Source organism: Hymenobacter cellulosilyticus, from assembly GCF_022919215.1.
Lineage (GTDB): Bacteria > Bacteroidota > Bacteroidia > Cytophagales > Hymenobacteraceae > Hymenobacter > Hymenobacter cellulosilyticus.
The window spans coordinates 785718-808707 of record NZ_CP095046.1 but is presented as its reverse complement, the minus strand read 5'-3'; the positions used below and the strand labels follow the sequence as shown (position 1 = coordinate 808707).

Here is a 22990-nt window from a genome sequence, read left to right as displayed (position 1 = left end):
ACTTTATGAACACTCTTAATTGGCAGCGGCTGCGTAGCCGGCTTTCTCAGCTCGCCCTTTCTCTCGCCCTGCTGAACGTTGGGCAAGCTCACGCCCAGAACCTGACCATGCTCCGCGCCCAGGGCGGTAAGACCGTGGATGCCCGCGGTAAGGAGATTGTGCTGCGGGGTTTCAATGTGGGCGGCTGGCTGCTGCAGGAAAGCTACATTCTCAAAACCGACACCCTCGACTCCCAGGCCCGCATCCGGGGTGGCTTGCTGCGCACCATGTCGGATAAGGAACTGGAAGATTTCTACGCCGATTACCGGGCCAAATTCGTGACCAAGGCCGACATCGACTTCGTGGCGGCTCAGGGCTTCAACTGCGTCCGGCTGCCGTTTCACTACGACCTGTTTCTGACCCGGGAGCAACGTCTGGAGCGTAATAAGGTGAGCCGCAGCCGCCGCAACCTGGATGCCTACGTGCAGAGCCTGACCCAGTGGTACGACCAGGACCGGCTCTTTACCGACTCGCAGAACCTCGACGGTTTCCGCATCATCGACCAGGTGCTGAACTGGTGCGCGGCCCGCAACATGTACGTCATTCTGGACCTGCACGCGGCACCCGGCGGCCAGGGCTTCGACCGCAACATCAACGACAACTTCCTGCCCCTGGACCTGTGGAAGCGCAAAGACGCCAAAGGCCGCCTGATTTACCAGGACATCACGGTGCGGCTCTGGGAAAAGCTGGCGGCCCGATACCAGAAAGACCCGCGGGTGGCCATGTACGACTTTATTAACGAGCCGCATAAAGTCAATGCCGAGAATGGGTTGTCTAACGACAATGCGGAAATCAACGGACTCTACAGCCGCCTGATCAACGCCGTGCGCCGCCAGGGCGACCAGCACTTGGTGTTGCTCGAAGGCAACGGTTACGGTAACGAGTACACTAACCTCACGCCCGACAAGCTCCAGGTTCAGGACCGGACGAACCTCGTCTACAACGCCCACCGCTACTGGTGCCCCAACGACCCCGCCGCCACCGACCCCAACCCGAACCAGATCAACCTGCTGGCTAACCTGGCCGCTTTCCGCGACAAATGGCAGGTACCTGTATGGGTGGGGGAAACGGGCGAAAATTCCAACGAGTGGTTTGCCGGGGCCGTGCAAGGGCTTAATAACCAAAATATTGGCTGGTGTCACTGGAACCTGAAGCGGGTGGAGGGCGTCACAAGCCTGCTGCGGGTGCGCAACTACGGTAGCATCCTCACGCCGGAAGGCCGCGCCGCACTGCTGCGCAATATCCAGTTCAAGGAGTGCGTACCCAACCGCGACGTTATTGCGGCCCTCACCGGCCCCGCTACAGCCCGCGTGCCTTACACTGCCCTGCGCATCCCCGGCACCATTCACGCCACCGACTACGACATGGGCCGCAATGGCATTGCGTACCAGGATGCCTACGCCGAGCGAATCGACTACCGCAAGGAGGCACCCACCAACAACGGCAGCGTATACCGCAACGACGGTATCGACATCCAGATCAACTCCGACAAGCTTTCCAACGGATTCGCCATCAGTGACATGGCTGCCGGTGAATGGATCAACTACACCGTCACCGTAGCTAAAGCCGGCACTTACACGCTGCAGGCCCGGGTGAAAAATGATACCAGCGCCCCGGCCAAGCTCACCGTCAAGCTGGATGCGGCCGTGGTCGGCACGCTGACAGTTCCCCAAGCGGCGGCGGCCTCATCTTGGACTACCATTTCTGTGCCTACCACTGCTTTGCCAGTTGGCAAGCATACCCTGCAGCTCTATGTGGAGCAGCCGGGCGCCAGCGTGAGCTGGCTGCAATTCAACCCAACTACCACCCCAACCACCCAGGGCGGGCAATAACCCGCGCTCAGCCAGCCGCTGCTTTCTTGACCTCTGCGTGCCAGTAGCTGGTCAAAAGCAACTTCCAATTTCGGCGCTACTGGCAGCCCTGCGTTGGTTTCCTTAAATTGGGAGCTACATGAGGCCCTACATCTGCAAATTCCCCCGACTTCAGGCTGCTGGTCTTCCCATCTGGCAATTTTTAGGCTACCTGAGCCTGCTCTTTTTCTGCTTCGCCACGGCCGCCCGAGCGGCTCCGCACGAAGATACGCTGCGCATTCACGCTGGTATCAATGAGCTGTATGTCAAACCGGTATACTATAGCGTGCTCGAGGACCCTTCGGGTAGGCTCACCATTCAGGATGTGCTTAGCCCGCAGTGGAATAGCCGTTTCCAGTCGGGCGACGTGACCTCCGGTGGCAAGCAGGCCGGCAACATTGAGAACACCGAGTCGGCCTACTGGCTGCGCATCAGCGTGCATACTGATGATTACGATGAGCATCACTGGTACCTAGAGATGTTCGACTCCCACATCAATGACCTGACGTTCTATGGGGCCGGTCCGAGCGGGCAGTACACCGGGGTACGCACCGGCGCCGACTTTCCCTTTTCCACCCGGCCTTACGCTTACAAGAACTTCCTGTTCAGCCTGCACCTGAAACCAGGGCAGACCCACACCTACTACCTGCGGCTAAAATCAAGCTCGAAGACTAGCTTTCTGGGCCGTCTACGCAATGAGGCCATGCTCTCGTCGCACTTCCAGAGCGAGTACGGTATGCTCGGCGGCTTTTATGGTGTGCTGCTGATTATGGTGGTGTATAACCTGTTCATTTTCTTGTTCATAGGCGAGCAGACTTACTTGCGCTACGTGGCCTATGTGCTGAGCTGTAGCCTGCTGTTCTTGTCTGAAGACGGCTTGGGCTTTGAGTATATCTGGCCCACGCTGCCCTGGCTCAACCAGATAGTAAATGCCGGAGCTCCTATTCTGCTTTTGCTCACCTTTGGGTACTATGCCCGTCACTTTCTGGACGCGCCCCAGCGCCTGCCCCGCTTCGACCCTATTCTGCGCCTGGTGGTACTGTTCAGTGCTGGCCTGCTGCTGCTGGATACCATTTTTATTCAGTCGGGCTTCAGCTTCTGGCTGTATCTGCTGCCCTATGGTATGCTGTACTATGCTGCTATTCAGGTATATCGACAAGGATTCAGGCCAGCCCGCATCTTCTTGCTGGCCCAGGCTGGGGTAGTTATCAGTCTCATATTCCTCATTACCCGCAAGCTGGGCGTCGACTTCTTCAACAACGCCTTTACCGTGTATAGCATGAACGTGGCCTTCGTTTTTGAGGTGGCGGTGCTATCGTATGCCCTCGGAGAAAAAATCAAGAGCATCAAGGATGCCACCATCCGGGCCCAGGAAAAGCTGGTAAAGCAGCTGCGCAAGAAGCACTTAGCCCAGGACCGGCTCGTGGAACAGCTGCACCAGAATCAAAGTCTGAAGGATCAGCTCAACTCTGAGCTGGAAGCACAGGTAGCGAGGCGCACCGAGGAACTGCGGCGGCAGAGTGAGACCATTGTAGCGCAAAACCGGGAGTTGCTTCAGGCAAACGGTTTGTTGGCTTTGCAGTCAGCTGCTATTGAGAAGCTTAATGCTGACCTACAGCGTGACCTGCAGGAAGCCCAAACGGCAAGGGTCTTGTCTAAAGAAGTAGATTTTGGTGAGTTTAGCCAGATTTACCCTGATAAAGACGCCTGCCTGAGCTACTTAGCCGATTTGAAGTGGGCGCATGGGTACCGCTGCCGCAAGTGTGGACACGAGAAGTATTGTGATGCCCGCGAAGCCCACGCCCGCCGCTGCACCAAATGCCGTTACGTGGAATCGGCTACGGCTTATACCATGCTGCAGAAGTGTAAATTCTCGATTATCAAGGCTTTCTACGCTGTCTTCCTGATTTACACGCACAAGGGCAATTATTCGTCCCAGGAGCTCTCCCGAGTTCTGGAGCTACGCCAGGGTACTTGCTGGAGCTTTAGCCAGAAAGTATTGGAGGCCATGCGCCGCCGCCGACAAGCTCCTGACTATGATGAAAATGAAGGATGGACTCACATCTTGCTTGATGCTACCACAACCGTAGAGGAAGATCAAGCAGTGGCAGAAACAGAGCGTTCTTAAGTAGCCGCAAACGTTTGCAGCACAAATCAGCCTAGTAGCCAAAAATATTTTCGGAAAAAGAGGCCCTGACGCCTCTTTTTTCATTGTTTTTTAGCCGCAAGTACAATTTAGGTGCAAAATGGGGCCTAGCTTCTATTTAGCCTGTATTACTGGGGTTGTGTGTGTGTGGTAAGTGTATAATCACGATGTGAAGTAGGTGAAAAAACCCTGTTTATTGAGCGTATAAAGGGTTTTTGCTATTGCATTTGCCGAACAAGTAAAGATATCTTTGGGTATTCCCCCATCAAAATGACTACTTCTCACTCTGCATCGGTAGCTTCCGCCGGAGCTGTTAAGAGCCCTTCTTTTGTCTTTAAGACACTGCCGGCTCATGCTGCTCGCGTGCTTCTGCTTGGTACCATGATATGCGCTTCAAGCGCCTGTCAACGTGCCAGCATGCAAACGATTCCGGCCGCTACGGTTGCTTCTAATGTAGCTTCTTCTTCTGTGGTCGGTAGCGCGCTACCACGCGCTGTGGTGAGTGAGCGAGTAGCGGCGCTACTGGCCCAGATGACGCTGGAGGAAAAAATTGGGCAGATGACGCAGCTGGCCAACACGGTTATTAATACGACCGGTGTGCAGCGCGACATTACCCTTGACTCGGCTAAGCTGGTGCCCCTGATTCGGGAGTACCATGTGGGCTCTTTCCTGAACGGGGAAGCAGTACCGGCGGCACAGTGGGTGAAGTACTCGGCGGCTCTGCAACGAATTGCCATGCGCGAGTCGCGCCTGCACATTCCCATTATCTACGGCATCGACCATATGCACGGGGCCAGCTATGTGTCGGGCACGGCTATTTTCCCGCACAACCTGAACCTGGGTGCCTCCTTCAACCCTGAGTTTGCCCGGCAAACTGCACGTGCCACAGTGCTAGAGTCGGCTGACTTGGGGCACCACTGGGTATTCGCCCCCGTGCTCGATCTGGGCGTGAATACCTACTGGCCGCGCGTGTACGAAACGTATGGTGAAGATCCGCTGGTGGCTTCGGTAATGGGCGCAGCCTATGTAAAGGAGTTGCAGGAGAACAAAGAAATAGCTCCTTACAAGGTAGCGGGGTGCGGCAAGCACTTTTTAGGCTACTCTGACCCGCGCAACGGCTGGGACCGGACCAACGCCATGATTTCGGACCAGCGAATTCAGGAGTTTTTCCGCCCCTCGTTTCAGGCGGCCATGGATGCCGGCCTGAAAACTATTATGATTAACAGCGGCCTGATCAACGGCGAGCCGGTGCATGCTTCCAAAGCCATACTGACCGACCTGCTGCGCACTCAGATGGGCTTTAAAGGGGTAGCCGTTACCGACTGGGAGGATATCATCCGCTTGGTACGGGTGCAGAAAACGGCGGCCAACGAGAAGGAAGCCACCTTTATGGCCATTGATGCCGGGGTAGATATGGCCATGACACCTTATACGACTAATTTCTGCCGCTATGTAAAGGAATTGGTGCAGGAAGGTCGGCTAACTGAAGAACGCATAAACCTTTCAGCAGGGCGCGTGCTTCAGCTCAAGGATGAACTGGGGTTGTTCGAAAACCCTATGCCCCGCACCGACCGCCTCAACCGCGTGGGTGACCCGGCTTTAAAGCAGCTGGCCCTGGATGCAGCCCGCGAATCGGTGGTGCTGCTTAAAAACGAGAACAAGACGCTGCCCCTGGCTTCGGCTTCTGTGAAGCGCCTGCTGGTAGTCGGCCCCTCGGCTGATTCACGCGCCAACCTGGCCGGTGGCTGGACGCTGGCCTGGCAGGGCCGCCCCGAAGCGGAGTACCCCAAAGAAGTACTGACAATTTACGCCGCTCTGAAAAAGGAATTTCCCGGGGCCCAGGTTGAAACCATACCGTATCAGAATGCCGCTGGTAAACTCAGCCTCGCAGGCATTGCTACCGCTGCCCGTAAGGCTGATGCCGTAATCGTAGCCATTGGGGAGCGTCCTTATACCGAAGGCCTGGGCAACACCAGCGACCTGACGCTACCCGAGGAGCAGCAACAGCTGGTGCGCACGGCCCAGGCGGGCGGTAAGCCCACGGTGGTGGTAGTTATCGGGGGCGGCCCAGTATTATCCGGGCCGTAGCTGAGAAGTCATCGGCCATTATCTGGGGCGGGCTGCCGGGCTTTGGCGGTGGACAGGCCATTGCCGAAATCATCAGCGGCAAAGTAAATCCTAGCGCGAAGCTGTCCTTTACCTATCCGCAGTTTGCTGGCCATATTTCGCCTTACCACCACGACAACAACGAAAACTCGCTCGACCTGAGCGACTTTGGTGCTGGCTTCGAGAATCGGGGCCCTAAGTTCAAACCCGCCATGCTTACCGAGTACGGCGAAGGCCTGAGCTACAGCTCCTTCCGCTACAGCAACCTGCGGCTCAGCGACTCAGTGCTCAGCGGCAGCGGCACCATGCGGGCCACTGTGCAGGTAACCAACACGAGCAAGCGGGCTGGCAAGGAAGCGGTGCTCTGGTTCCTGACCGATGAAGTAGGGCGCATTACCCGTCCGGTGCGCCTGCTCAAGCACTTTGAGAAGCGCGAGTTCCAGCCCGGCGAAAGCCGCGACATGGTCTTTGAGATTCAGCCCCAGAAACATTTGAGCTACCCCAATGCCCAGGGCCAGGCTCAGCTGGAAGACGGCTATTTCACCTTGCGCGTGGGCGACCAGGCCCGCCGCTTCCGCTACGCGGGGCCGGCTGCCTCTACCTCGGCCCCGATGGGCAGAAGAGCTCCGGCTCCCAACCTTAGAATTGTTGGCCCCGGCTGGCGTGTGCTTGACCTGGGTGCTTTAGTAAATTTTGCTCTCCACCTCCAATTCCTACCCTCATGAATTCAAGTAATTACCCGTATTTCCTGCGGCGGGCCCTGTTACTGGCAACTCTTGGGTTGCCGGTGCTGGCAGCCCCGGCTCTGGCCGGTTCCTCCGCCCTGCCGCTTCCCACCGCCGGACGCCCCTCACTGGCTGATATCCAGGTATCGGGTCGGGTGACCCAAAGCACCGGTGAGCCACTACCCGGCGTGACAGTGCTGGTGAAAGGCACGACCATCGGTACCTCGACCAACTCGGATGGTACTTTCGTGCTGAGCGTGCCCGAAAACAGCACGCTGGTATTCAGCTACGTGGGCTATCTGCGTCAGGAGGTGCCAGTTACAAGCGCTAACAGCAGCAACTTCGCTGTGACGCTCGCCGACGACCTCAAAGCCCTGAGTGAAGTAGTCGTAGTGGGCTACGGTACCCAGGAGCGGGCCAGCGTAACGGGCGCCGTATCCTCAGTTTCGGCCCGCGAAATTGCTAGCCAGCCCGTAGCTGATGCTACCCAGGCCCTGCAGGGCCGGGCAGCGGGGGTTACGGTAACTTCCAACGGCGGCGCGCCCGGCGGCGCGGCGGGTACTTCTATCCGCGTACGGGCATCACCTCGGCCGGCAACAACAACCCCCTATATGTCGTCGACGGTTTCCCACTGCCCGAGGGCGGCGAGAACCAGCTAAATGCTATTAGCCCCAACGACATCGAGACGATTGACATCCTGAAGGATGCTTCGGCTACGGCTATTTACGGGGTGCGGGCTGCCAACGGTGTAGTTATCATTACCACCAAGCGGGGCAAGGCCGGCGTATCGACTATCAACCTCGATGCCTACCGTGGCGTGCAGCAGGTATGGCGCAAGCTGGACCTGCTCACGGCCAAGGAATACGCTATTATCAACAACGAAAACCGCATTGCCGGTGGCGAGCGAATCGTCGTAGACCGGTTGCGTAACCCTGATGCCCTGGGTGAAGGCACCGACTGGCAGGACGAGGTATTCCGCCGCGCTGCCATTCAGAACTACGCCCTGTCGGCTACCGGCGGCAGCGACAAGGCCCGCTTTGCCGTGTCGGGTAGCTACTTCCAGCAGGATGGTACCGTAATCGGCTCCACCTTCGAGCGTTACACGCTGCGGGCCAACGGCGACCTGCAGCTGAACAAAATTCTCAAGGTCGGCAGCAATATCTCCCTGACCCACCTGCGGGACCGGCAGATTACCTCGGGCGGTGGTACCGAGGGCTCGCGCAACGGCGAATACGGCACGATTCAGCAGGCCATCCGGATTCCGTCCATCATCCCGGTGTACCGCCCGACGGCTACTACTATGAGCCCCGTGGCGCCCAGGACAACTTCGTGGAGGAAAACCCACTGGCCTCGGCTACGATCAGCAACCAGAAGTTTGTGCGCAACCGCGGCCTGACGACCTTCTTTGCCGAGCTGGAGCCTCTCAAGGGCCTGCGCTGGCGCACCAACGTAGGTGCCGACCTGATTTTCGATAACTACAACGCCTTCCGCCCCGGGGTACCGGAGCTGAAAGTAGGCGACGAAACTTACTCAACGCGCTATGGCCAGGCTACAGCCGGCGGCTCGGCTACGGCCAACTACAACTCGAGCTACCTGATCGAGAACACGCTGAACTACGACCACGTGTTTGCCAGCCGCCACCAGGTTACGGTGCTGCTGGGTCAGTCGGGACAGATTATCGACAAGCAGGATGTGGGCGCCTACCGCACGGGCTACCTGCGCAACGACCTGCAGACGATCAACTCCGGTCCGGTAAACACCCAGATTTCTAACTCTGGTACTCTGGAGCCCCGGCAGAAGCTGGCCAGCTACTTTGGTCGTCTGAACTACGAGTTCGATGGTAAGTACCTGTTCCAGGCCATCATGCGCTACGACGGTGTGAGCAATTTCGAGCCCGGCAAGAAGTTCGGTTTCTTCCCCGGCGTATCGGCCGGCTGGCGCATCTCGGAAGAGGAGTTTATGAAAGGCAACCGCGCCATCAGCAACCTGAAGCTGCGCGCTGGCTATGGTAAAGTAGGTAACCCTAACAACGCTGGCCGCTTTGCCTATCTGTTTGCCGTGAATTCCGGCATTCAGTATCCCTTTGGCCCCAACGGCACCATTCAGACTGGTGCGGCTCCAACTCGCTTGCCTAACTACGACCTGCGCTGGGAAACCAACAACCAGGCAAACATTGGTTTGGACTTCGGCTTCCTGGACAACCGCTTCGAGGCTACCATCGACCTGTACAACCGCAGCTCGCCCAACCTGATTGCCCCCGTGCCAGTGTCGCTGGTGTCGGGTACGTTTGAGCCCGTAAACCGCAACGCGGCTTCGGCTTACAACCGCGGTATTGACTTCTCTTTCACCTCCCGCAACGTGCGGGGCGCCGGTTCGGACCTGAACTGGACTACTACCCTGAACGTGTCGGCTTACAAGACGGAACTCGAGTCGCTGGGTGAAGGCAAGCCCTACGACGGTCTGAGCGTACTGAGCGGCGTAATCGTGCGCTACGATCAGGGCCAGGCGTTTGGTGCCTTCTATGGTCTGGTGGCCGACGGCCTTTTCCAGACCCCGGAAGAAGTGAAAAACCACGCCGTGCAGCAAGCCGGCGCCAACCCAGCCAAGAGCACGGCGGCCGGTGACATCCGCTTTAAGGACCTCAACAACGACGGCGTTATCAATGCCAGCGACCGGACCTTCATCGGCAATCCGAACCCCGACTTCACGTATGGTGTTAACAACACGCTGACCTGGAAAGGCTTTGACCTGAACATATTCCTGCAAGGCTCGCAGGGCAACGACATCTACAACCAGAACCGCTACATCCTGGAAAGCGCCCTGTATGGCAACAGCAACGGCAGCCGCCGGGTGCTGGGCCGCTGGACCGGCGAAGGCACCAGCAACGACGTGCCCCGCGCCGTAGCCGGTGACCCCAACGGTAACCTGCGCGTGAGCAGCTACTACGTGGAAGACGGTTCGTACATGCGTATCAAAACCCTGACTCTGGGCTACAGCCTGCCCGCTGGCCTGATGAGCCGCCTTGCAGCCAAGCAGCTGCGCGTGTACGTCAGCGGCCAGAACCTGCTGACCCTGACCAAGTACAGCGGCTTCGATCCTGAAGTTGGCTCCCGCGGCGTCGATCTGGGCGTGTACCCCCAGTCGCGCGTGTTCCTGGCCGGCCTCAACATCGGTTTCTAATCTCCTAACTACCCTCCCACGATGTCTACCTTCACGAAATATTCCGGCAGCGCCCTGCTCCTGACGCTGGGCCTGCTCACCAGTTGCGGTGAGAAGTTCCTGGAAGAAGCGCCTACCGACCAGGTAACCGACGCTAACTTTTACAAAACAACCACGGACGCCATTCAGGCTACCAACGCTGTTTACAGCGAACTAAGCAAGGCCGGCCAGTACAATTCCGCCCTCTGGGGTATCGGGGATATCGGCTCCGATCTGTCGACTACCGGCGGCGGTGGCGGCGGCGATGGCCTGGAGCAACAGCAGCTCGACAACTTCAACATTCCCACGACCAACGTTCTGACCACGCGCCTGTGGGGCAGCTGCTACGTCGGTATTGGCCGCGCCAACATCGTGCTGGAAAAGGTGCCGGGCATGAGCATTGACCCCGCCATCCAGACACGCAGCATCGGCGAAGCTGAGTTTCTGCGGGCCAAGTACTACTTCGACCTGGTGCGGGCTTTCGGCGACGTGCCCCTGCTCACCAAGCCGCCTAAAACGACGGCCGAGGTGAACGTTCCTCGCACCCCCGTTTCCCAGGTCTACGCCCAGATTGAAGCCGACCTGCTCGACGCCATGAACAAGCTGCCCGCTTCCTACAGCGGTGAGGATATCGGGCGGGCTACCAAGTGGTCGGCGGCAGCGCTGCTGGCCAAGGTGTATCTGACCGAAGGCAAAATGTCGGAGGCGGCCACCCAGGCCCGCAACATCATCAGCTCCAGCGGCAAGTCATTGTGGGCTAACTACGGCGACAACTTCAAGGTAGCCAACGAGAACGGCAAGGAGTCGATGTTTGAAGTGCAGTACATTGCGGGCCGCAACCAGTGGACCCAGGATGGACTGGGCTGGAGCGGCAACGAGTTCATGGGCCCCCGCGGCCAGGGTATCGTACCCCAGGGCGGCTACGGCTTCAACATTCCGGAGCCCGACTTCGTGGAAGGCTACGAGACCGGCGACACACGCCGGGAGGTGACCATCTGGATGCCCGGCGACAAGTATCCTGACGGCCGCGTGCAGCCCAGCTCCCTGCCAGGCTCGCCGAACGGCTACGGGGTGAAAAAGTGGTTTATAGGTAAAGTCAACACCAACGTTTGGGACTCGGAGCTGAACATTCCGGTGATGCGCCTGGCGGAGGTATACCTGATTTTGGCGGAGGCTGTTGGCCCGAATGCCGAAGGCCTGAACGCCATCAACACGGTACGCCGCCGCGCTTTTGGTGGGGCTACCAACCGCGACATTGCCGCCGGCATCAGTGCCGAGGACTTCAAGCGGGCCGTGTGGCGGGAGCGTAAGTACGAGCTGGCCTTCGAAATGGACCGTTGGTTTGATATGAAGCGCACCGGTGAGCTGCTCACCTCGCCCCAGCTCAAGGCCAAGGGCGTGAAGCCTCATAACGTGCTGCTGCCCATTCCGCAGTCGGAGCGCGACGTGAACTCTGGTCTGAGCCAGAATCCCGGCTATTAATCAACTGCCGGCCTGCCCGCCGCAGTGGCTGGGGCAGGCCGCGCAGGATGCCTCCCACCGAAAATTTCCACTGACTTCCCATGAAAAATATATTCCGTTTGGCCACGCTGAGTTTGCTGGCAGCCCCGTTGCTGCTGGCTTCCTGCGAGAAAGACGCCAAAGATTTTGAGCTGGAGGGCGCCGTGCCCCAGGCCAACTTTACCTTCCAGGCTAATACCACCGAGTTTCCTACCGTCGTTGATTTCACCAGCACGTCCAAGGACGGCTTCGTGTACCAGTGGAACTTTGGCGACAACTCCATCGGGAGCGGCGAAAAAGCCCAGCACACTTACCCCCGGCCCGGCAAATACGAAGTGGAACTGCTGACCTCAGGCCGCGGCGGCACGGGCATTTCCTCGAAGCAGACCGTGACCATCCCCGATGCCTGCACCATATCGGCTTTCAGCAACCTTGTGGGCTGCACCGCGGGTGGGGTTAAGGTGTGGTCTTTGTCGAATGCGCCCGGCGCCGTTGTCAAGCAGGACGCGGGCGGCAACCAGATTTCGTCCTCGACTACTTTGGAAGCCTGCCAGCTCGACGACCAGTTCTCGTTTAGCAACGCCTACACGCTCAACTACGAAAGTGCCGGCAAGACCTACCAGAACGGTGCCTGTGGCAGCTCGCGCAACAACACGGGCAGCTTCGTGTTCCGGCCCAACAACGGCAACCCCCAGATTATCCTGAAGGGCAACAAGTCCTTTATCGGCCTGGCCGACTCGGTGGTAAACAAGACCTACGATATTCTGGAAGCTACCGACACCAAGCTGCGCCTGCGCGGCACCAACCCCGACGGCACCCGCACCATCGTGACGCTGATGCCCTATGACGCCACGGCTCCCTACAAGCAGCTGCTGACTGGTGGCTCGTCGAGAACCTGGATGCTGGATAACCAGGCCGATGCGCCCATCACCGTTGGTACCGAAGCCAACCCGCTGGAGTACTTCGCCGGTGTGAAGCCCGGTGAGCTGCCCGCTTGCCAGTCGGATGATGAATACACCTTCTCCGTCAACAATACGCTCAGCTACAACGCCAAGGCTGAAACCTTCTCGGCCGGTGCTGGCTACGTCTGCAAATCTCCCGAAACCGGTACTTCACCCTTCGTCTTCGGTCCGGCTGCCGGCGCAGGCCTGGCCCAGTTTATCCTCTCGCGGCCCGGGGCCTTTATTGGTGCTACCGATGCTTCGCCCACGGAGCAGGTATACCGCATTCTGGAAATCACCGATAAAAAGATGACGGTTCGGGCCGGCAGCGGCCTGAATGGCGGCACCGTGTTTACCATCAAAATGGTTGTAAAGCCCTAAGTAGGGGAGAGGTGAATTTTTACCAGGCTCCTTTGTTGAGCGCACGGTACCTTTAAGGAAACCTGCCCGGAGCCGACCCCCGCTGGCTCCGGGCTTGGAGCCTCCCGCAAAAGAATGGCCCCGGAAAGGGCGCAAGTACAGTTACGATGATTGCCAACCAACCGGGCACCGGTGCCCGGCGGTAGTTCTTACCCTGAGTTCATGAAATTCCCCTCCCTGTCCATCCAGCGCAGCACCCAGTTTGGCCTCAGCGTTCTGCTGACTTTGAGCCTGCTGGGCTGTACCGAAACCAAAACCAAGAACGTACCCGCGCCAGTGGTAATACCACCCACGCCGGTTGTTAACGAGGAAGCCAAGGACTACGGCCAGTATACCAATCTGGTGTGGAGCGACGAGTTTGACGGCGGTGCCCTGGATCAAAGCAAGTGGGTATATGAGCTGGGCGGTGGCGGCTGGGGCAACAACGAACTGCAGGCCTACACCAACTCGAACGACAACGTGTACCTGAGCGGGGGCAACCTCTTCATTCAGGCTCGCCGGCAGCAGTCGGGTAACAATGCCTATACCTCGGGCCGCCTGATTACCAAGGGCAAGCAAAGCTTTCAGTACGGCCGCATCGACGTGCGAGCCAAGCTGCCCAAAGGCAAAGGTATTTGGCCGGCCATCTGGATGCTGGGTACCGACATCGACAAGAACAACTGGCCCAAGTGCGGAGAAATTGACATTATGGAACTGCGCGGCAGCCAGCCCCAGGAGTTTCTGTCGACCATGCACTATGCTAACAATGCGGGCAACCGTGAGTACAAGGGCAAAACCCAGGTCCTGGGCTACGACATCACCGACGAATTCCACGTCTTCAGCGTGGTGCGCAGCAAGGATATGCTTCGCTTCTATCTGGACGGAGCCTCGCAGCCCTACTACACCTTCACCCCGGGTGACGTCAACGGCAACCCGTGGCCCTTCAACAACCCGTTCTTCGTGATTTTGAACGTGGCCGTAGGTGGTATGTTCGACGGCGACCCAACGCCCAACACGACCTTCCCGCAGCAGATGCAGGTCGACTACGTGCGCTACTACCAGTACAAGTAAGAACTGCCCGAAGGTCGGCAACTGCGCCGTGAGCCGCGCCTTCAGCATCGTTTACTAAGTTTCCCCGCAAGTACCACGCCCGCCTGCTCATGCAGACAGGCGCCGTGGCTCAGAGGCCGGTTCCGCAATGGTTAGGAGAGCGGACCGGCCTCTTTTTGTGTTATAAACGCCTCCTATTAGCTTCTCGAACCCCTCATTCACTTTGCTATGGCTCTTGTTGCTCCTTCCTCTGTAGGTGCGTCTGCCGCTACCGAAGCCGACCAGCCGACGCCGCGCTACACGTCGGCGCTGGCCTCGCTGACGGTGCTGTTCTTCATGATGGGCTTTATCACCTGTCTCAATGACATCCTGATTCCCTACCTCAAGGGCCTCTTCACGCTCAGCTACGCCAAGGTCAACCTGGTCAACTTCTGCTTCTTCGGCGCCTACCTGGTCATGGGCGTGCCCGCCGGCTGGCTCGTCAAGCGCCTGGGCTACAAGGGCGGCATGCTCGTGGGCTTCCTCATTGCCGCCGCCGGCTGCTGCCTGTTCTTCCCCGCCGCCGAGAGCCGCACCTTTGCCCTGTTCCTGGGCGCCCTGTTCGTGCTGGCCACCGGCGTGGTGACCCTGCAGGTGGCTGGCAACCCCTACGTGGCCATCCTGGGCCCGCCGCACACGGCCTCCTCCCGGCTCACGCTCACGCAGGCCTTCAACTCGCTGGCCACCACCATTGCCCCCGTGCTGGGCGCGCGCCTGATTCTCTCCCACCTGCCCGACCTGAGCCAGCTCACCCCGGCCCAGACGGCGGCCCTGGACATCACGTCGGTGCAGTACCTCTACCTGGGCATTGCCGCCGTACTGGTGCTCATCAGCCTGCTGCTGGCCTTCCTCAAGCTGCCCCAGATTGCCCATGCCCCGGCCCCGGCCGGCGACACGCAGCGGGCCTGGCATTTCCGCCACCTGGTGCTGGGCCTGGTGGGCATCTTTGCCTACGTGGGGGCCGAGGTGGCCATTGGCTCGCACATCGTCAGCTACCTGGGCCAGCCCGAAGTGATGGGCATGGCCGCCCGCGACGCGGGCGAGCAGGTGGCCTTCTACTGGGGGGCGGCCATGCTGGGCCGCTTTGCCGGCATTTTCGTGCTGCGGGCCGTGCGGCCCGGGCGGGTGCTGGCCGTCACGGCCGTGGGCGCGGTGCTGCTCGTGCTCCTCTCCATCAACACCAGCGGGGCCGTGGCCATGTGGAGCTTGCTGGCCGTGGGCTTGATGAATGCGGTGATGTTCCCGGTCATCTTCACGCTGGCCGTAGCCGGGCTGGGGCGGCACACGGAGGATGCCTCGGGCCTGCTCTCGGCCGCCATCGTGGGCGGGGCCCTTATTCCGCCGCTCTTCGGCCTGCTTGCCGACAGCCAGAGCGGGGGCGGCGGGGTGCATGCCTTACGTCTGGCCTTTCTGCTGCCCGTGCTCTGCTACCTCTACATCCTCTGGTATGGCTTGAAGGGTAGCCGCCCTGCTGTTAGCTGATTCAAACTTTGTACTACACCAAAAAGCCGCCCGTCGAGTAGTTCTCGGCGGGCGGCTTTTCCTTTATTAGCGGAATTACTTGTCCGTAAACAGCCCGACGCCGTCCACGATAGTCGCCTCGTAGGTTTCCAACGGCAGGCCCAGCTGCTGCTGATACTGCGTCTTCATATGCTGCACGAAGTCGGCTACCTGCTCCGTGGCTACCAGATTGATGGTACAGCCGCCGAAGCCGCCGCCCATCATGCGGGAGCCGTACACACCCGGCGTCGTCTGGGCGATTTCTACCAATACATCAAGCTCCTTGCAGCTCACTTCGTACTTTTCACTTAGTCCGGCGTGCGAGGCGTACATCTGCTGACCCACGCCGCTCAGATCATTTTGCGTCAACAGGCGGCAGGTTTCTATTACGCGCTGGTTTTCCTCCACCACGTAGCTGCAGCGCCGGTATACCACCGGGCCCAGCTCGTCGCGGTGGGCCTCCAGCTGTTCCAGCGTCACGTCGCGCAGCGTCTGAACCTCGGGATAATGCCGCCGCAGCACGGCCACGCCCTGCTCGCACTCCTGGCGGCGGGTGTTGTACTCCGAGCTAGCCAAGCTGTGCTTCACGCCCGAATTGCACAGCACGATACGGCAGGCAGTGGTGTCAAAGGGGAAGTATTCATAGTCTAGGGAGCGGCAGTCCAGGCGCACTACCTGCCCGGCTTGGCCAAACACGCTGGCAAACTGATCCATCAAGCCGCACATCACCTTGGCGTACTCGTGCTCCGCGGCCTGCCCCAGCTTAGCTATCTGCATGGGCTCCAGCTGAGCCTGCAGCAGCGTATTAAGGGCAAACAGCATTCCGCACTCCACGGCTGCCGACGACGACAAGCCCGCCCCGGCCGGAACCGTACCCCCGAAGACACAGTCGAAACCCGGTACCTGCACTCCGCGCTGCTGAAGCTGGGCCACTACGCCCAGCAGGTAGTTGGCCCATTGAGTTTCGCTGGGCGCCACGGCGTCGACGGCCACTTCCTCCGACTGGTTCAGGTCGTAGGCGTGCAGCCGGATGGTGTGCTGCTGATTCAGGGCTACGGCGAAGTACATTTCCTTGTCGATGGCCGCGGGCAGCACGTAGCCGGCGTTGTAGTCGGTGTGTTCCCCAATCAGGTTGATGCGGCCGGGGGCGCGCACCAGCAAAGGGTCGGTGCCGAAGCGCTGGTGAAAAGCAGCGGCAATATCGTGGGCTAGCATAAGCGGGAAGGTAGCTATGAGGGTGGCTGAGAAAGCAGAGCGCCGGGTAGAACCAAACGGCCGGCTATTTTACGAACCCTGGCCGACTTTAGCCGAAGCCGCCCACCACGTAGTTTGCGGTTGAGCTCCGAAAAGAGTGATGTACAACATCTTGGCCTTGTCCGGCGCCCTTTGCTAGGTCCCTCGCTGGATATTCTTTGCTGGCTTCAGGGAATTATTATTTAAATCATATTTATGCCGAAATCTTAACCTGCCTTTTAGCAAGTATGGCCCGAATTATGCTGCATGCCGAGGGTACTGCTGCGCGGGTTCTAACAAAGGATTTGCCATGAATTGAACCAGTTTTCACTGCTTTTGCGTTGCGAGGACTCTTTGCTAAAAGCCGTTTTTGAAAAAAGGCCAAACCAAAAAAGCCTACTGGGTTGTATCAAAAAAATACACTTGTTTGCTTGCGAATAAAAGTAAAGTAGTACCTTTCGGATTGTTGCGTTAAGCTGGTTTCAGAAATCCCCCCTTTGTTGCCTTTTTAAAGAGCAAATCCCGAAAGTGCCGGCGAGTTGCGTAGCGTTTTGGTACTAGCCCCGTGGCTGGCTCCGCCCCCGAAAACCTCTGTTCGTTTCCCACTCTTTCTTCTTCCTATTGTGTCGTTCGACTTCGAAAGCGCACCTTCCTTCGACTTGGTGCCCACTGTAGATTCCTCGACTGATTACGCCGCCGTTGACGCGCCGTTGGTCGATTCTACCCCCACTGTGGCTCCTCCCGTCGAGGCGAAGCCTACCAACTACGCCAACATCGTCTTGCCCGGCGACTTCCCGGACCCGACCATTGCCAAAATCGGCAATACGTACTGGGCCAGTGCTACGTCGGCTGAGTGGGGCCCTGTGTTTCCTATGTTCAAGTCCGACAACCTGGTCGACTGGGAGCTGGTGACGCACGTGTTTCCCGGCCAGCTGCCCGATTGGTGCGACGCTAACTTCTGGGCTCCGGAGATTTTCTACGAGGGCGGCAAAACCTTCATCTACTACACGGCCCGCAAGAAAAACGGCCCGCTGTGCGTAGCCGTAGCCAGTGCCGACCAGCCCGAAGGCCCCTACACCGACCACGGTCCCTTGGTAGGCCAGCGCCTAGGCTCCATCGACGGCTTCCCCGTGCGCGACGAGCACGGCGACCTGTACCTGGTGTGGAAAGAGGACGGCAATAGTAAGAAAAAGCCCACGCCCATCTGGGCCCAGCGCATCAATGAAAAGCGCATGGGTTTGGTCGGCAAGAAGGTGGAGCTGTTCCGCAATACCGAGAAGTGGGAAGGCTGTCTGGTGGAAGGCTCGGCCATCGTGCGCCACGACGAGTACTTCTACATGTTCTACGCCGGCAACGGCTGCTGCGGCAAGTGCTGCAACTACGCCACTGGCGTGGCCCGGGCTAAGAGCCTGCTGGGGCCCTGGGAGAAGTGCCCCCAGAACCCGATTCTCGATAAGAACAAAACCTGGAAGTGCCCCGGTCACGGCACCGTAGCCGAATACGAAGGCCGCTGGTTCCTGCTCCACCACGCGTATTACACCGACAGCCACGAGTTTGTGGGCCGCCAGGGCATCCTGAGCGAGTTTACCTGGAATGCCGAAGGCTGGCCCGAATTCGACGGCCGCAGCCCCCAGGCCGCCCCGCTGCCCGACCTGAGCGTGCTCAACGTGACCGACAACTTCACTAGCAACCAGTTGGCTCAAACCTGGCAGTGGCCGGTGGGTGAGCAGCCCGAAGCCGGCGTCAGCGACGGGCAGCTGCTGCTCACGGCCAGCCCGGTAGGCCTGGGTGCCATGGTAGCCCAGCGCACGTTTGCGGCCACCTACAAGGCCGTTACCACCCTGGATTTTGCCAACCTCGCGCCCGGTACCTTTGCCGGTATCGGTGCCATCGGCGACCATGCCAACACGCTGTCTTTGATGGCCGGCGACCAAAGCCTGCAGCTCTGGCACGTGAAGGGTGGCAAACAGGAGTGCCTGACCAAGATTGCGGTAGAGAGCTGCAAAAACCTGTCGTTGCGCCTGGAGGTATGGGGCGGGCAGCGCTACCGCTTCAGCTACAGCGCCGACGGCCTCACCTGGATTGCCATGCCCACCGAAAGCTTTGCTATCAACGGTACGTACCTGCCGCCATGGGACCGGGGTATCCGTATTGCGCTGCTGGCCCAGGGCCCGGCCACTTCCACTGTGGCTTTCAACCACTTTTCCCTGCGCAACAAGCGCTAGGAAGTAGGCCAACTACGTAAGTGAACGCCCGGCAACCATTGGTTGTCGGGGCGTTGGGGTATGTGGCGGAGCCGGAAGCGAAAAGGTTGTTACAGTCTAAACTGCAGGCTGAGCTTGACGCCGAAGTTGCGGGCCTCGGGCAAATCACGGTAGGTCAGGCGGTGGATAAAGTCGACCCGGGCAACTTTGAAGATGTTTTCCACGCCGTAGCCCACCTCGGCATACGGCCCATGATCCAGCGCCCGGAAGGTTTGCAGCGGCTCATCCGTGTCGGGGTGGCGCGGCGGGGTCAGGCTGCGGTTGGCCTCGCTTACGCCCCCAAACAACACATTGCCGGTAGCCAGCAGGCGCCAGTTGAGCTTACGGAGCAGCGGCAAGCTGTTTACCAGCAAACCCTCGAAGTGGTCCTCGACCCGCACAGAAGCATACCGGTCGCTGACAAACTCGAAGTAGCGCATCAGGTTAAACGCCGACGCATTATAAAACGGCGACTGGTTGCCCATGTGCGTTTTAAGGATAGGGTAGGGCACCGTGCTGGGAATATAGCCGGCTTCTACCCGATAGTCGGCGCGGCCGAAGATGCCAACCTGCACGCTTTGAGTGGTAATGAAGGCAAACTTTTGGTACTTGAAGTCGCTGCCAAGCAGGTGATTGGCGCCCAAGGTGTAGCGAAAGATGAAGACCGGCCACCGCATCAGGCCAATGGCCCGACGCCGGTTTTCGGTTTCCACCAGCACTTCGTCGTGCGCGTAGCGCGACTCCAAGATTAGCTCCGACAAGGTGATGTTGGCGGCCGTGGGCGCGCCGGGCACCCGGCGGTCGGTGTTGTAGTAGGCAAAATTATACAGCGGCGTAAAGCGCTGGTGGCGCACAATAACCTTCTGAATGAAGCCCCGCACAATATCCGTTTGCAGGGAAAGGCCCGATACGTCGCGCATCAGTGGGCGGCTTCCGCGGATACGGCCGATGCGGGCTGCGGCATCAAACAGTGGGTTTTCCTGCCCAAACTCATTGTCGAGCAAAGCTACCTGGTCGAGGTCGTGGCGGTATTCGGCCCCGAGCACCGTCCAGTGCTGCCGCTCGATGATGCGGTTAACGCGCATGCCGTACTTAAGCCGTCCGTCGCCGAAGCCGTAGGCCGCGTAGGCCCGCACCAGCCAGTCGCGGCTCAGCTCGGGTGTGGTCCGGAAGCCGAAGCGCAGCCGGTGGCCCTCAATATCGTTGAAGCCGTAGGTCGACAGGATGGGGCCCAGTTCGAGGCGGCCCACACGCTTGTAACCGTTCACCAGCACATCGGCTAGGTCCAGCACCGAGCGCACGCTAGGTAGCTCCCGCACCGAGTCGAGCACGGCCAAGGAAGTCTGGTCGGCCAGGCTCAGCGAGTCGGGGCGGTTTTTATCGAAGTAGTCTTTGGGCAGCTGGCTGGCATTGGGTGCCGTGTCGAGGGCATTATCGTAGAAAGCTATGTTCCGCTCGTGGTTGCGCTCAAAGTTGGAGTTGATGGTATTGAAATTCGCCATTATCCCGGCCTGGTTGTCGGAGGGCTTAATGGCAACCGTCACGCGCGTTACTTTGGGCAGGCCGGCGCCTTCCGCGGGCGGGGTCAGTTCCTGGTAAATTCGGATTTCGCTAACGAAGTTGATGTTAGCCTCCGGGCTTTTGGTCAAGTTGAGCTTGCGCAGGGCGTAAGTATCGGCCGTAATCCAGATGGTACCCACGAAGGCCAGGTCTTGGGGCGGCGGGGCTTCACGGCTAATTGATAGCACCAATCCTGGCCCACGAACATGGAATCCTGTAGCTCATACTCATAGGCCAGCTTCCACCCCTCGGCAATGGGCGAGATGAAATCCTTGCCCATGATATTCTGCCAGTTGGGGTAGAAGTTGTAATCCTGGAACGAGGAGCCCAGAATCTGGGAAGCCACCGAGCCTTCCCGGGGCCCGATGCCGCGCATCTGCCGCTGCCGGATTTCCTCCCGCCGCCGAATCGGGTGGTTCTTCACGTACAGGCGGGACTGCAGCTCCGAGGCAAAAAACGGCAGATTTTTGCCTGGCCCGGCGGGGGCGCCCTTGCTCATGCTGTCGGACAGGGCCAGCATATCGCGCACCACCTTGCGCTTGGCCAGGCGGTCGGGCAGGTCGGTTATCGTAGTTTGAATCCGGTTGTAGCTGTCGTACTCAAAGGCCTGCAGCTGGCGCTTGTCGTTCTGGTTTTTGTGGGCCTGCACCCGCCGCAGAATCACGTAGGCGGGGTTCTCGGTGGGCCGCACTGTTACTTCACCGAGCGTAACGGCCCCCGCACCCAGGGCGAAGTTCACCGTTTGCTGGGTTTGCTGCGTGACGGCCTTTTTCAGGGCCTTAAAGCCCAGCGCGGAGGCCGCCAGCGTATCGATGGGTTGAGTAACAGTAAGCTGGTAGCGTCCTTCCGCGTCGGCCGTCATGCCGCTGGTAGTTCCCGGCACAAACAGAGAGGCAAAAGGAACGGGCTGCCCCGTAGCGGCCTCCGTAATTCGGCCGGTAAATACTATGCGCTGCGCCTGGGCGGGTAAGGCCACGACTACTAATAGGATAAACAGCGCGTACGTATGCTTCATAAACTACACTGGAGGCGAATCGGGCAATAGAGTGAGAAAGGTCAGCTATGAGGGTTACCCAATATAGTACAAGTAGTCGGCAGAAGTAATGCAATTATTGACGAAATAATTGCTCCTTCCTATTGCGTTCCGGCAGTGCACACCACAAGGTTCCCTTAAGATAGGGCCTTTACCACTCACTTGGGGTATGGCTTTCCCGAATTCTTAGGATTCCGGTTAGCTAAGTAAGCCTCTATCATGACCATACCCCGGTAAAATGCCTGTAAACTGGTGTTTTACTGTCGAGCTTGTACTTATCCGGTATTGAAAACTAGGCTTTTTGTTTGGCTTTTGAGAGAAAAAATAGCCCAGAACTTTCATCGCCCATAAATGCACCTTTATATATAAAATAATAACCTTTATCGAATACCATTGGTATTAGGATTATTTAGAGTGAATCTTGGCCTATCGTTAGTCAAAAGCTGACGTATATCCGCTCTCGTTTACACACCTTTATCTTACAACAATGGCTTTAACCGCTTACCCATTCCACCCTGTCACAGGGGAATTGCTTCCTACCTATCGAGATGCCTACCTGCGGGGAGACCTGTCGGTGAGCAATGCGGAGCTAGTTGACGCGTATCTCAAGGCTAATCCTAACGCTGGTGATGAGGCGCTAAAACGTTTTCACACGATGCGTGCCAGTGGCCACAGCGTACGTCCTGTAGGCTGGCTGCAGCACCAGTTTCACCTGATGCGCACCGAGCCCGTGCGTTTCCGTCGCCGGGCCGGCTCTATCGTGCTGGTAGGTGCTTTAATCAGCGGCGCCGTGCTGGCCGGAACCAACCTGCCTACTGAGGAGCGTATTGGCGTACCTACGACAACTATTGCTGCGCCCAGCGAAGAAATGATTTCGGTGGCTGCTGAAGCGGCTGCTGCCAAGAAAATGGCTGTGGTAAGCGGCCGAATTTTGGACGAGAATGGTCGTCCACTGATTGGAGCCACTGTTTTGGATAAGACCAGTGGCCGTGGCGTAACGACCAACGCACAGGGAACCTACTCGATGCTGGTGCCCGCCAACCAGACTTCCCAGCTGCAGTTTGGCTACGGTGGCTACACCGAAGATGAGGTACAGGTAAAAGGCCGCAGCGTGCAGAACGTGACCCTGCTGCCCCGCACCGACGACGCAGTAGCGAAGGTGCAGAAGCGCCGCTGGTGGCGTTTCTAAAGTTCTTTAGGTCAGTAACTATCTGATCAAAAGAACTTTATTTATTGGTTAAGTCGAGTAAGAAAGAAAGCTGATAACAAAATCTCTCTTGGTTTGTATCAGCTACCAAACTTGGTTGCACTAAGCTCTTTAGAAGGCCGCCACTCTGGCTTTCTAAAGAGTTTTTTGGGCTATAGGCCGTACCCAAGTGTTTTGACCTTACTTTTCAGCTGCCAATGCCCAGTTGGCCGCGACTTGCC

15 protein-coding genes and 1 pseudogene are annotated in these 22990 nt (G+C 58.6%); 13 read left to right on the top strand and 3 right to left on the bottom strand.

What is annotated here, in order from left to right; all coding sequences use genetic code 11:
• Window positions 1–5 precede the first annotated feature (5 nt).
• From MUN79_RS03970 to MUN79_RS03920, 11 genes and pseudogenes are all read left to right on the top strand, one after another.
• Window positions 6–1871 carry a cellulase family glycosylhydrolase gene (locus MUN79_RS03970; RefSeq protein WP_244676493.1) on the top strand — a complete coding sequence of 622 codons (1866 nt, stop codon included), beginning with the start codon at window positions 6–8 and terminating at the stop codon, window positions 1869–1871.
• Between the two features lie 118 nt (window positions 1872–1989).
• Window positions 1990–4017 carry a 7TM diverse intracellular signaling domain-containing protein gene (locus MUN79_RS03965; protein ID WP_244676492.1) on the top strand — a complete coding sequence of 676 codons (2028 nt, stop codon included), beginning with the start codon at window positions 1990–1992 and terminating at the stop codon, window positions 4015–4017.
• A gap of 288 nt (window positions 4018–4305) precedes the next feature.
• Window positions 4306–6260: pseudogene (locus MUN79_RS03960) on the top strand (glycoside hydrolase family 3 protein); the annotation flags it as partial.
• Between the two features lie 93 nt (window positions 6261–6353).
• Window positions 6354–6866: a fibronectin type III-like domain-contianing protein gene (locus tag MUN79_RS03955; protein ID WP_244676490.1), complete on the top strand. Its 513-nt coding sequence runs from the start codon at window positions 6354–6356 to the stop codon at window positions 6864–6866.
• A complete protein-coding gene (locus MUN79_RS03950; protein WP_244676489.1) occupies window positions 6863–7525 on the top strand; it encodes a carboxypeptidase-like regulatory domain-containing protein in 663 nt (220 codons plus the stop codon). Before MUN79_RS03955 ends, MUN79_RS03950 begins: the two co-directional genes overlap by 4 nt.
• On the top strand, window positions 7447–8262 hold the full coding sequence (locus MUN79_RS03945) for a TonB-dependent receptor plug domain-containing protein (RefSeq protein WP_311136747.1): 816 nt from the start codon (window positions 7447–7449) through the stop codon (window positions 8260–8262). The genes MUN79_RS03950 and MUN79_RS03945 overlap by 79 nt, the downstream gene beginning before the upstream one ends.
• Window positions 8196–10046, top strand: coding sequence for a SusC/RagA family TonB-linked outer membrane protein (locus MUN79_RS03940; RefSeq protein ID WP_244676487.1), 1851 nt, complete (start codon window positions 8196–8198; stop codon window positions 10044–10046). The genes MUN79_RS03945 and MUN79_RS03940 overlap by 67 nt, the downstream gene beginning before the upstream one ends.
• A gap of 21 nt (window positions 10047–10067) precedes the next feature.
• On the top strand, window positions 10068–11546 hold the full coding sequence (locus MUN79_RS03935) for a RagB/SusD family nutrient uptake outer membrane protein (protein WP_244676486.1): 1479 nt from the start codon (window positions 10068–10070) through the stop codon (window positions 11544–11546).
• An 80-nt stretch (window positions 11547–11626) separates the two neighbouring features.
• On the top strand, window positions 11627–12886 hold the full coding sequence (locus MUN79_RS03930; protein WP_244676485.1) for a PKD domain-containing protein: 1260 nt from the start codon (window positions 11627–11629) through the stop codon (window positions 12884–12886).
• Between the two features lie 201 nt (window positions 12887–13087).
• Complete coding sequence (locus MUN79_RS03925; protein ID WP_244676484.1) at window positions 13088–13975, top strand: glycoside hydrolase family 16 protein; 888 nt, start codon at window positions 13088–13090, stop codon at window positions 13973–13975.
• 207 nt (window positions 13976–14182) lie between these two features.
• On the top strand, window positions 14183–15475 hold the full coding sequence (locus MUN79_RS03920; RefSeq protein WP_244676483.1) for a sugar MFS transporter: 1293 nt from the start codon (window positions 14183–14185) through the stop codon (window positions 15473–15475).
• Between the two features lie 75 nt (window positions 15476–15550).
• Here the strand turns inward: MUN79_RS03920 and galK are convergent, their stop codons facing one another.
• The gene (gene galK, locus MUN79_RS03915; RefSeq protein ID WP_244676482.1) at window positions 15551–16708 is read right to left on the bottom strand and encodes a galactokinase; all 1158 of its coding nucleotides are present in this window, start codon (window positions 16706–16708) and stop codon (window positions 15551–15553) included.
• 641 nt (window positions 16709–17349) lie between these two features.
• Here galK and MUN79_RS03910 point away from each other — a divergent pair.
• Window positions 17350–18951, top strand: coding sequence for a family 43 glycosylhydrolase (locus MUN79_RS03910; protein WP_244676481.1), 1602 nt, complete (start codon window positions 17350–17352; stop codon window positions 18949–18951).
• Between the two features lie 89 nt (window positions 18952–19040).
• On the opposite strand, the gene MUN79_RS03905 is transcribed toward MUN79_RS03910, so the two are convergent.
• Both MUN79_RS03905 and MUN79_RS29835 read right to left on the bottom strand, forming a co-directional pair.
• Window positions 19041–20669 carry a DUF5686 family C-terminal domain-containing protein gene (locus tag MUN79_RS03905; RefSeq protein WP_262922984.1) on the bottom strand — a complete coding sequence of 543 codons (1629 nt, stop codon included), beginning with the start codon at window positions 20667–20669 and terminating at the stop codon, window positions 19041–19043.
• Window positions 20615–21544: a DUF5686 and carboxypeptidase-like regulatory domain-containing protein gene (locus MUN79_RS29835; protein ID WP_262922983.1), complete on the bottom strand. Its 930-nt coding sequence runs from the start codon at window positions 21542–21544 to the stop codon at window positions 20615–20617. Before MUN79_RS29835 ends, MUN79_RS03905 begins: the two co-directional genes overlap by 55 nt.
• Window positions 21545–22091: 547 nt before the next feature.
• Here MUN79_RS29835 and MUN79_RS03900 point away from each other — a divergent pair.
• Window positions 22092–22751, top strand: coding sequence for a carboxypeptidase-like regulatory domain-containing protein (locus MUN79_RS03900; RefSeq protein WP_244676480.1), 660 nt, complete (start codon window positions 22092–22094; stop codon window positions 22749–22751).
• Window positions 22752–22990 lie beyond the last annotated feature (239 nt).

Excerpts from the sequence above, each read along its gene's own strand:
- MUN79_RS29835 (WP_262922983.1), bottom strand. The coding sequence starts at position 21,544 with ATGAAGCATACGTACGCGCTGTTTATCCTATTAGTAGTCGTGGCCTTA.
- MUN79_RS03965 (WP_244676492.1), top strand. The coding sequence starts at position 1,990 with ATGAGGCCCTACATCTGCAAATTCCCCCGACTTCAGGCTGCTGGTCTT.
- MUN79_RS03925 (WP_244676484.1), top strand. The coding sequence starts at position 13,088 with ATGAAATTCCCCTCCCTGTCCATCCAGCGCAGCACCCAGTTTGGCCTC.
- MUN79_RS03950 (WP_244676489.1), top strand. The coding sequence starts at position 6,863 with ATGAATTCAAGTAATTACCCGTATTTCCTGCGGCGGGCCCTGTTACTG.
- galK (WP_244676482.1), bottom strand. The coding sequence starts at position 16,708 with ATGCTAGCCCACGATATTGCCGCTGCTTTTCACCAGCGCTTCGGCACC.
- MUN79_RS03930 (WP_244676485.1), top strand. The coding sequence starts at position 11,627 with ATGAAAAATATATTCCGTTTGGCCACGCTGAGTTTGCTGGCAGCCCCG.
- MUN79_RS03935 (WP_244676486.1), top strand. The coding sequence starts at position 10,068 with ATGTCTACCTTCACGAAATATTCCGGCAGCGCCCTGCTCCTGACGCTG.
- MUN79_RS03920 (WP_244676483.1), top strand. The coding sequence starts at position 14,183 with ATGGCTCTTGTTGCTCCTTCCTCTGTAGGTGCGTCTGCCGCTACCGAA.
- MUN79_RS03970 (WP_244676493.1), top strand. The coding sequence starts at position 6 with ATGAACACTCTTAATTGGCAGCGGCTGCGTAGCCGGCTTTCTCAGCTC.
- MUN79_RS03955 (WP_244676490.1), top strand. The coding sequence starts at position 6,354 with ATGCTTACCGAGTACGGCGAAGGCCTGAGCTACAGCTCCTTCCGCTAC.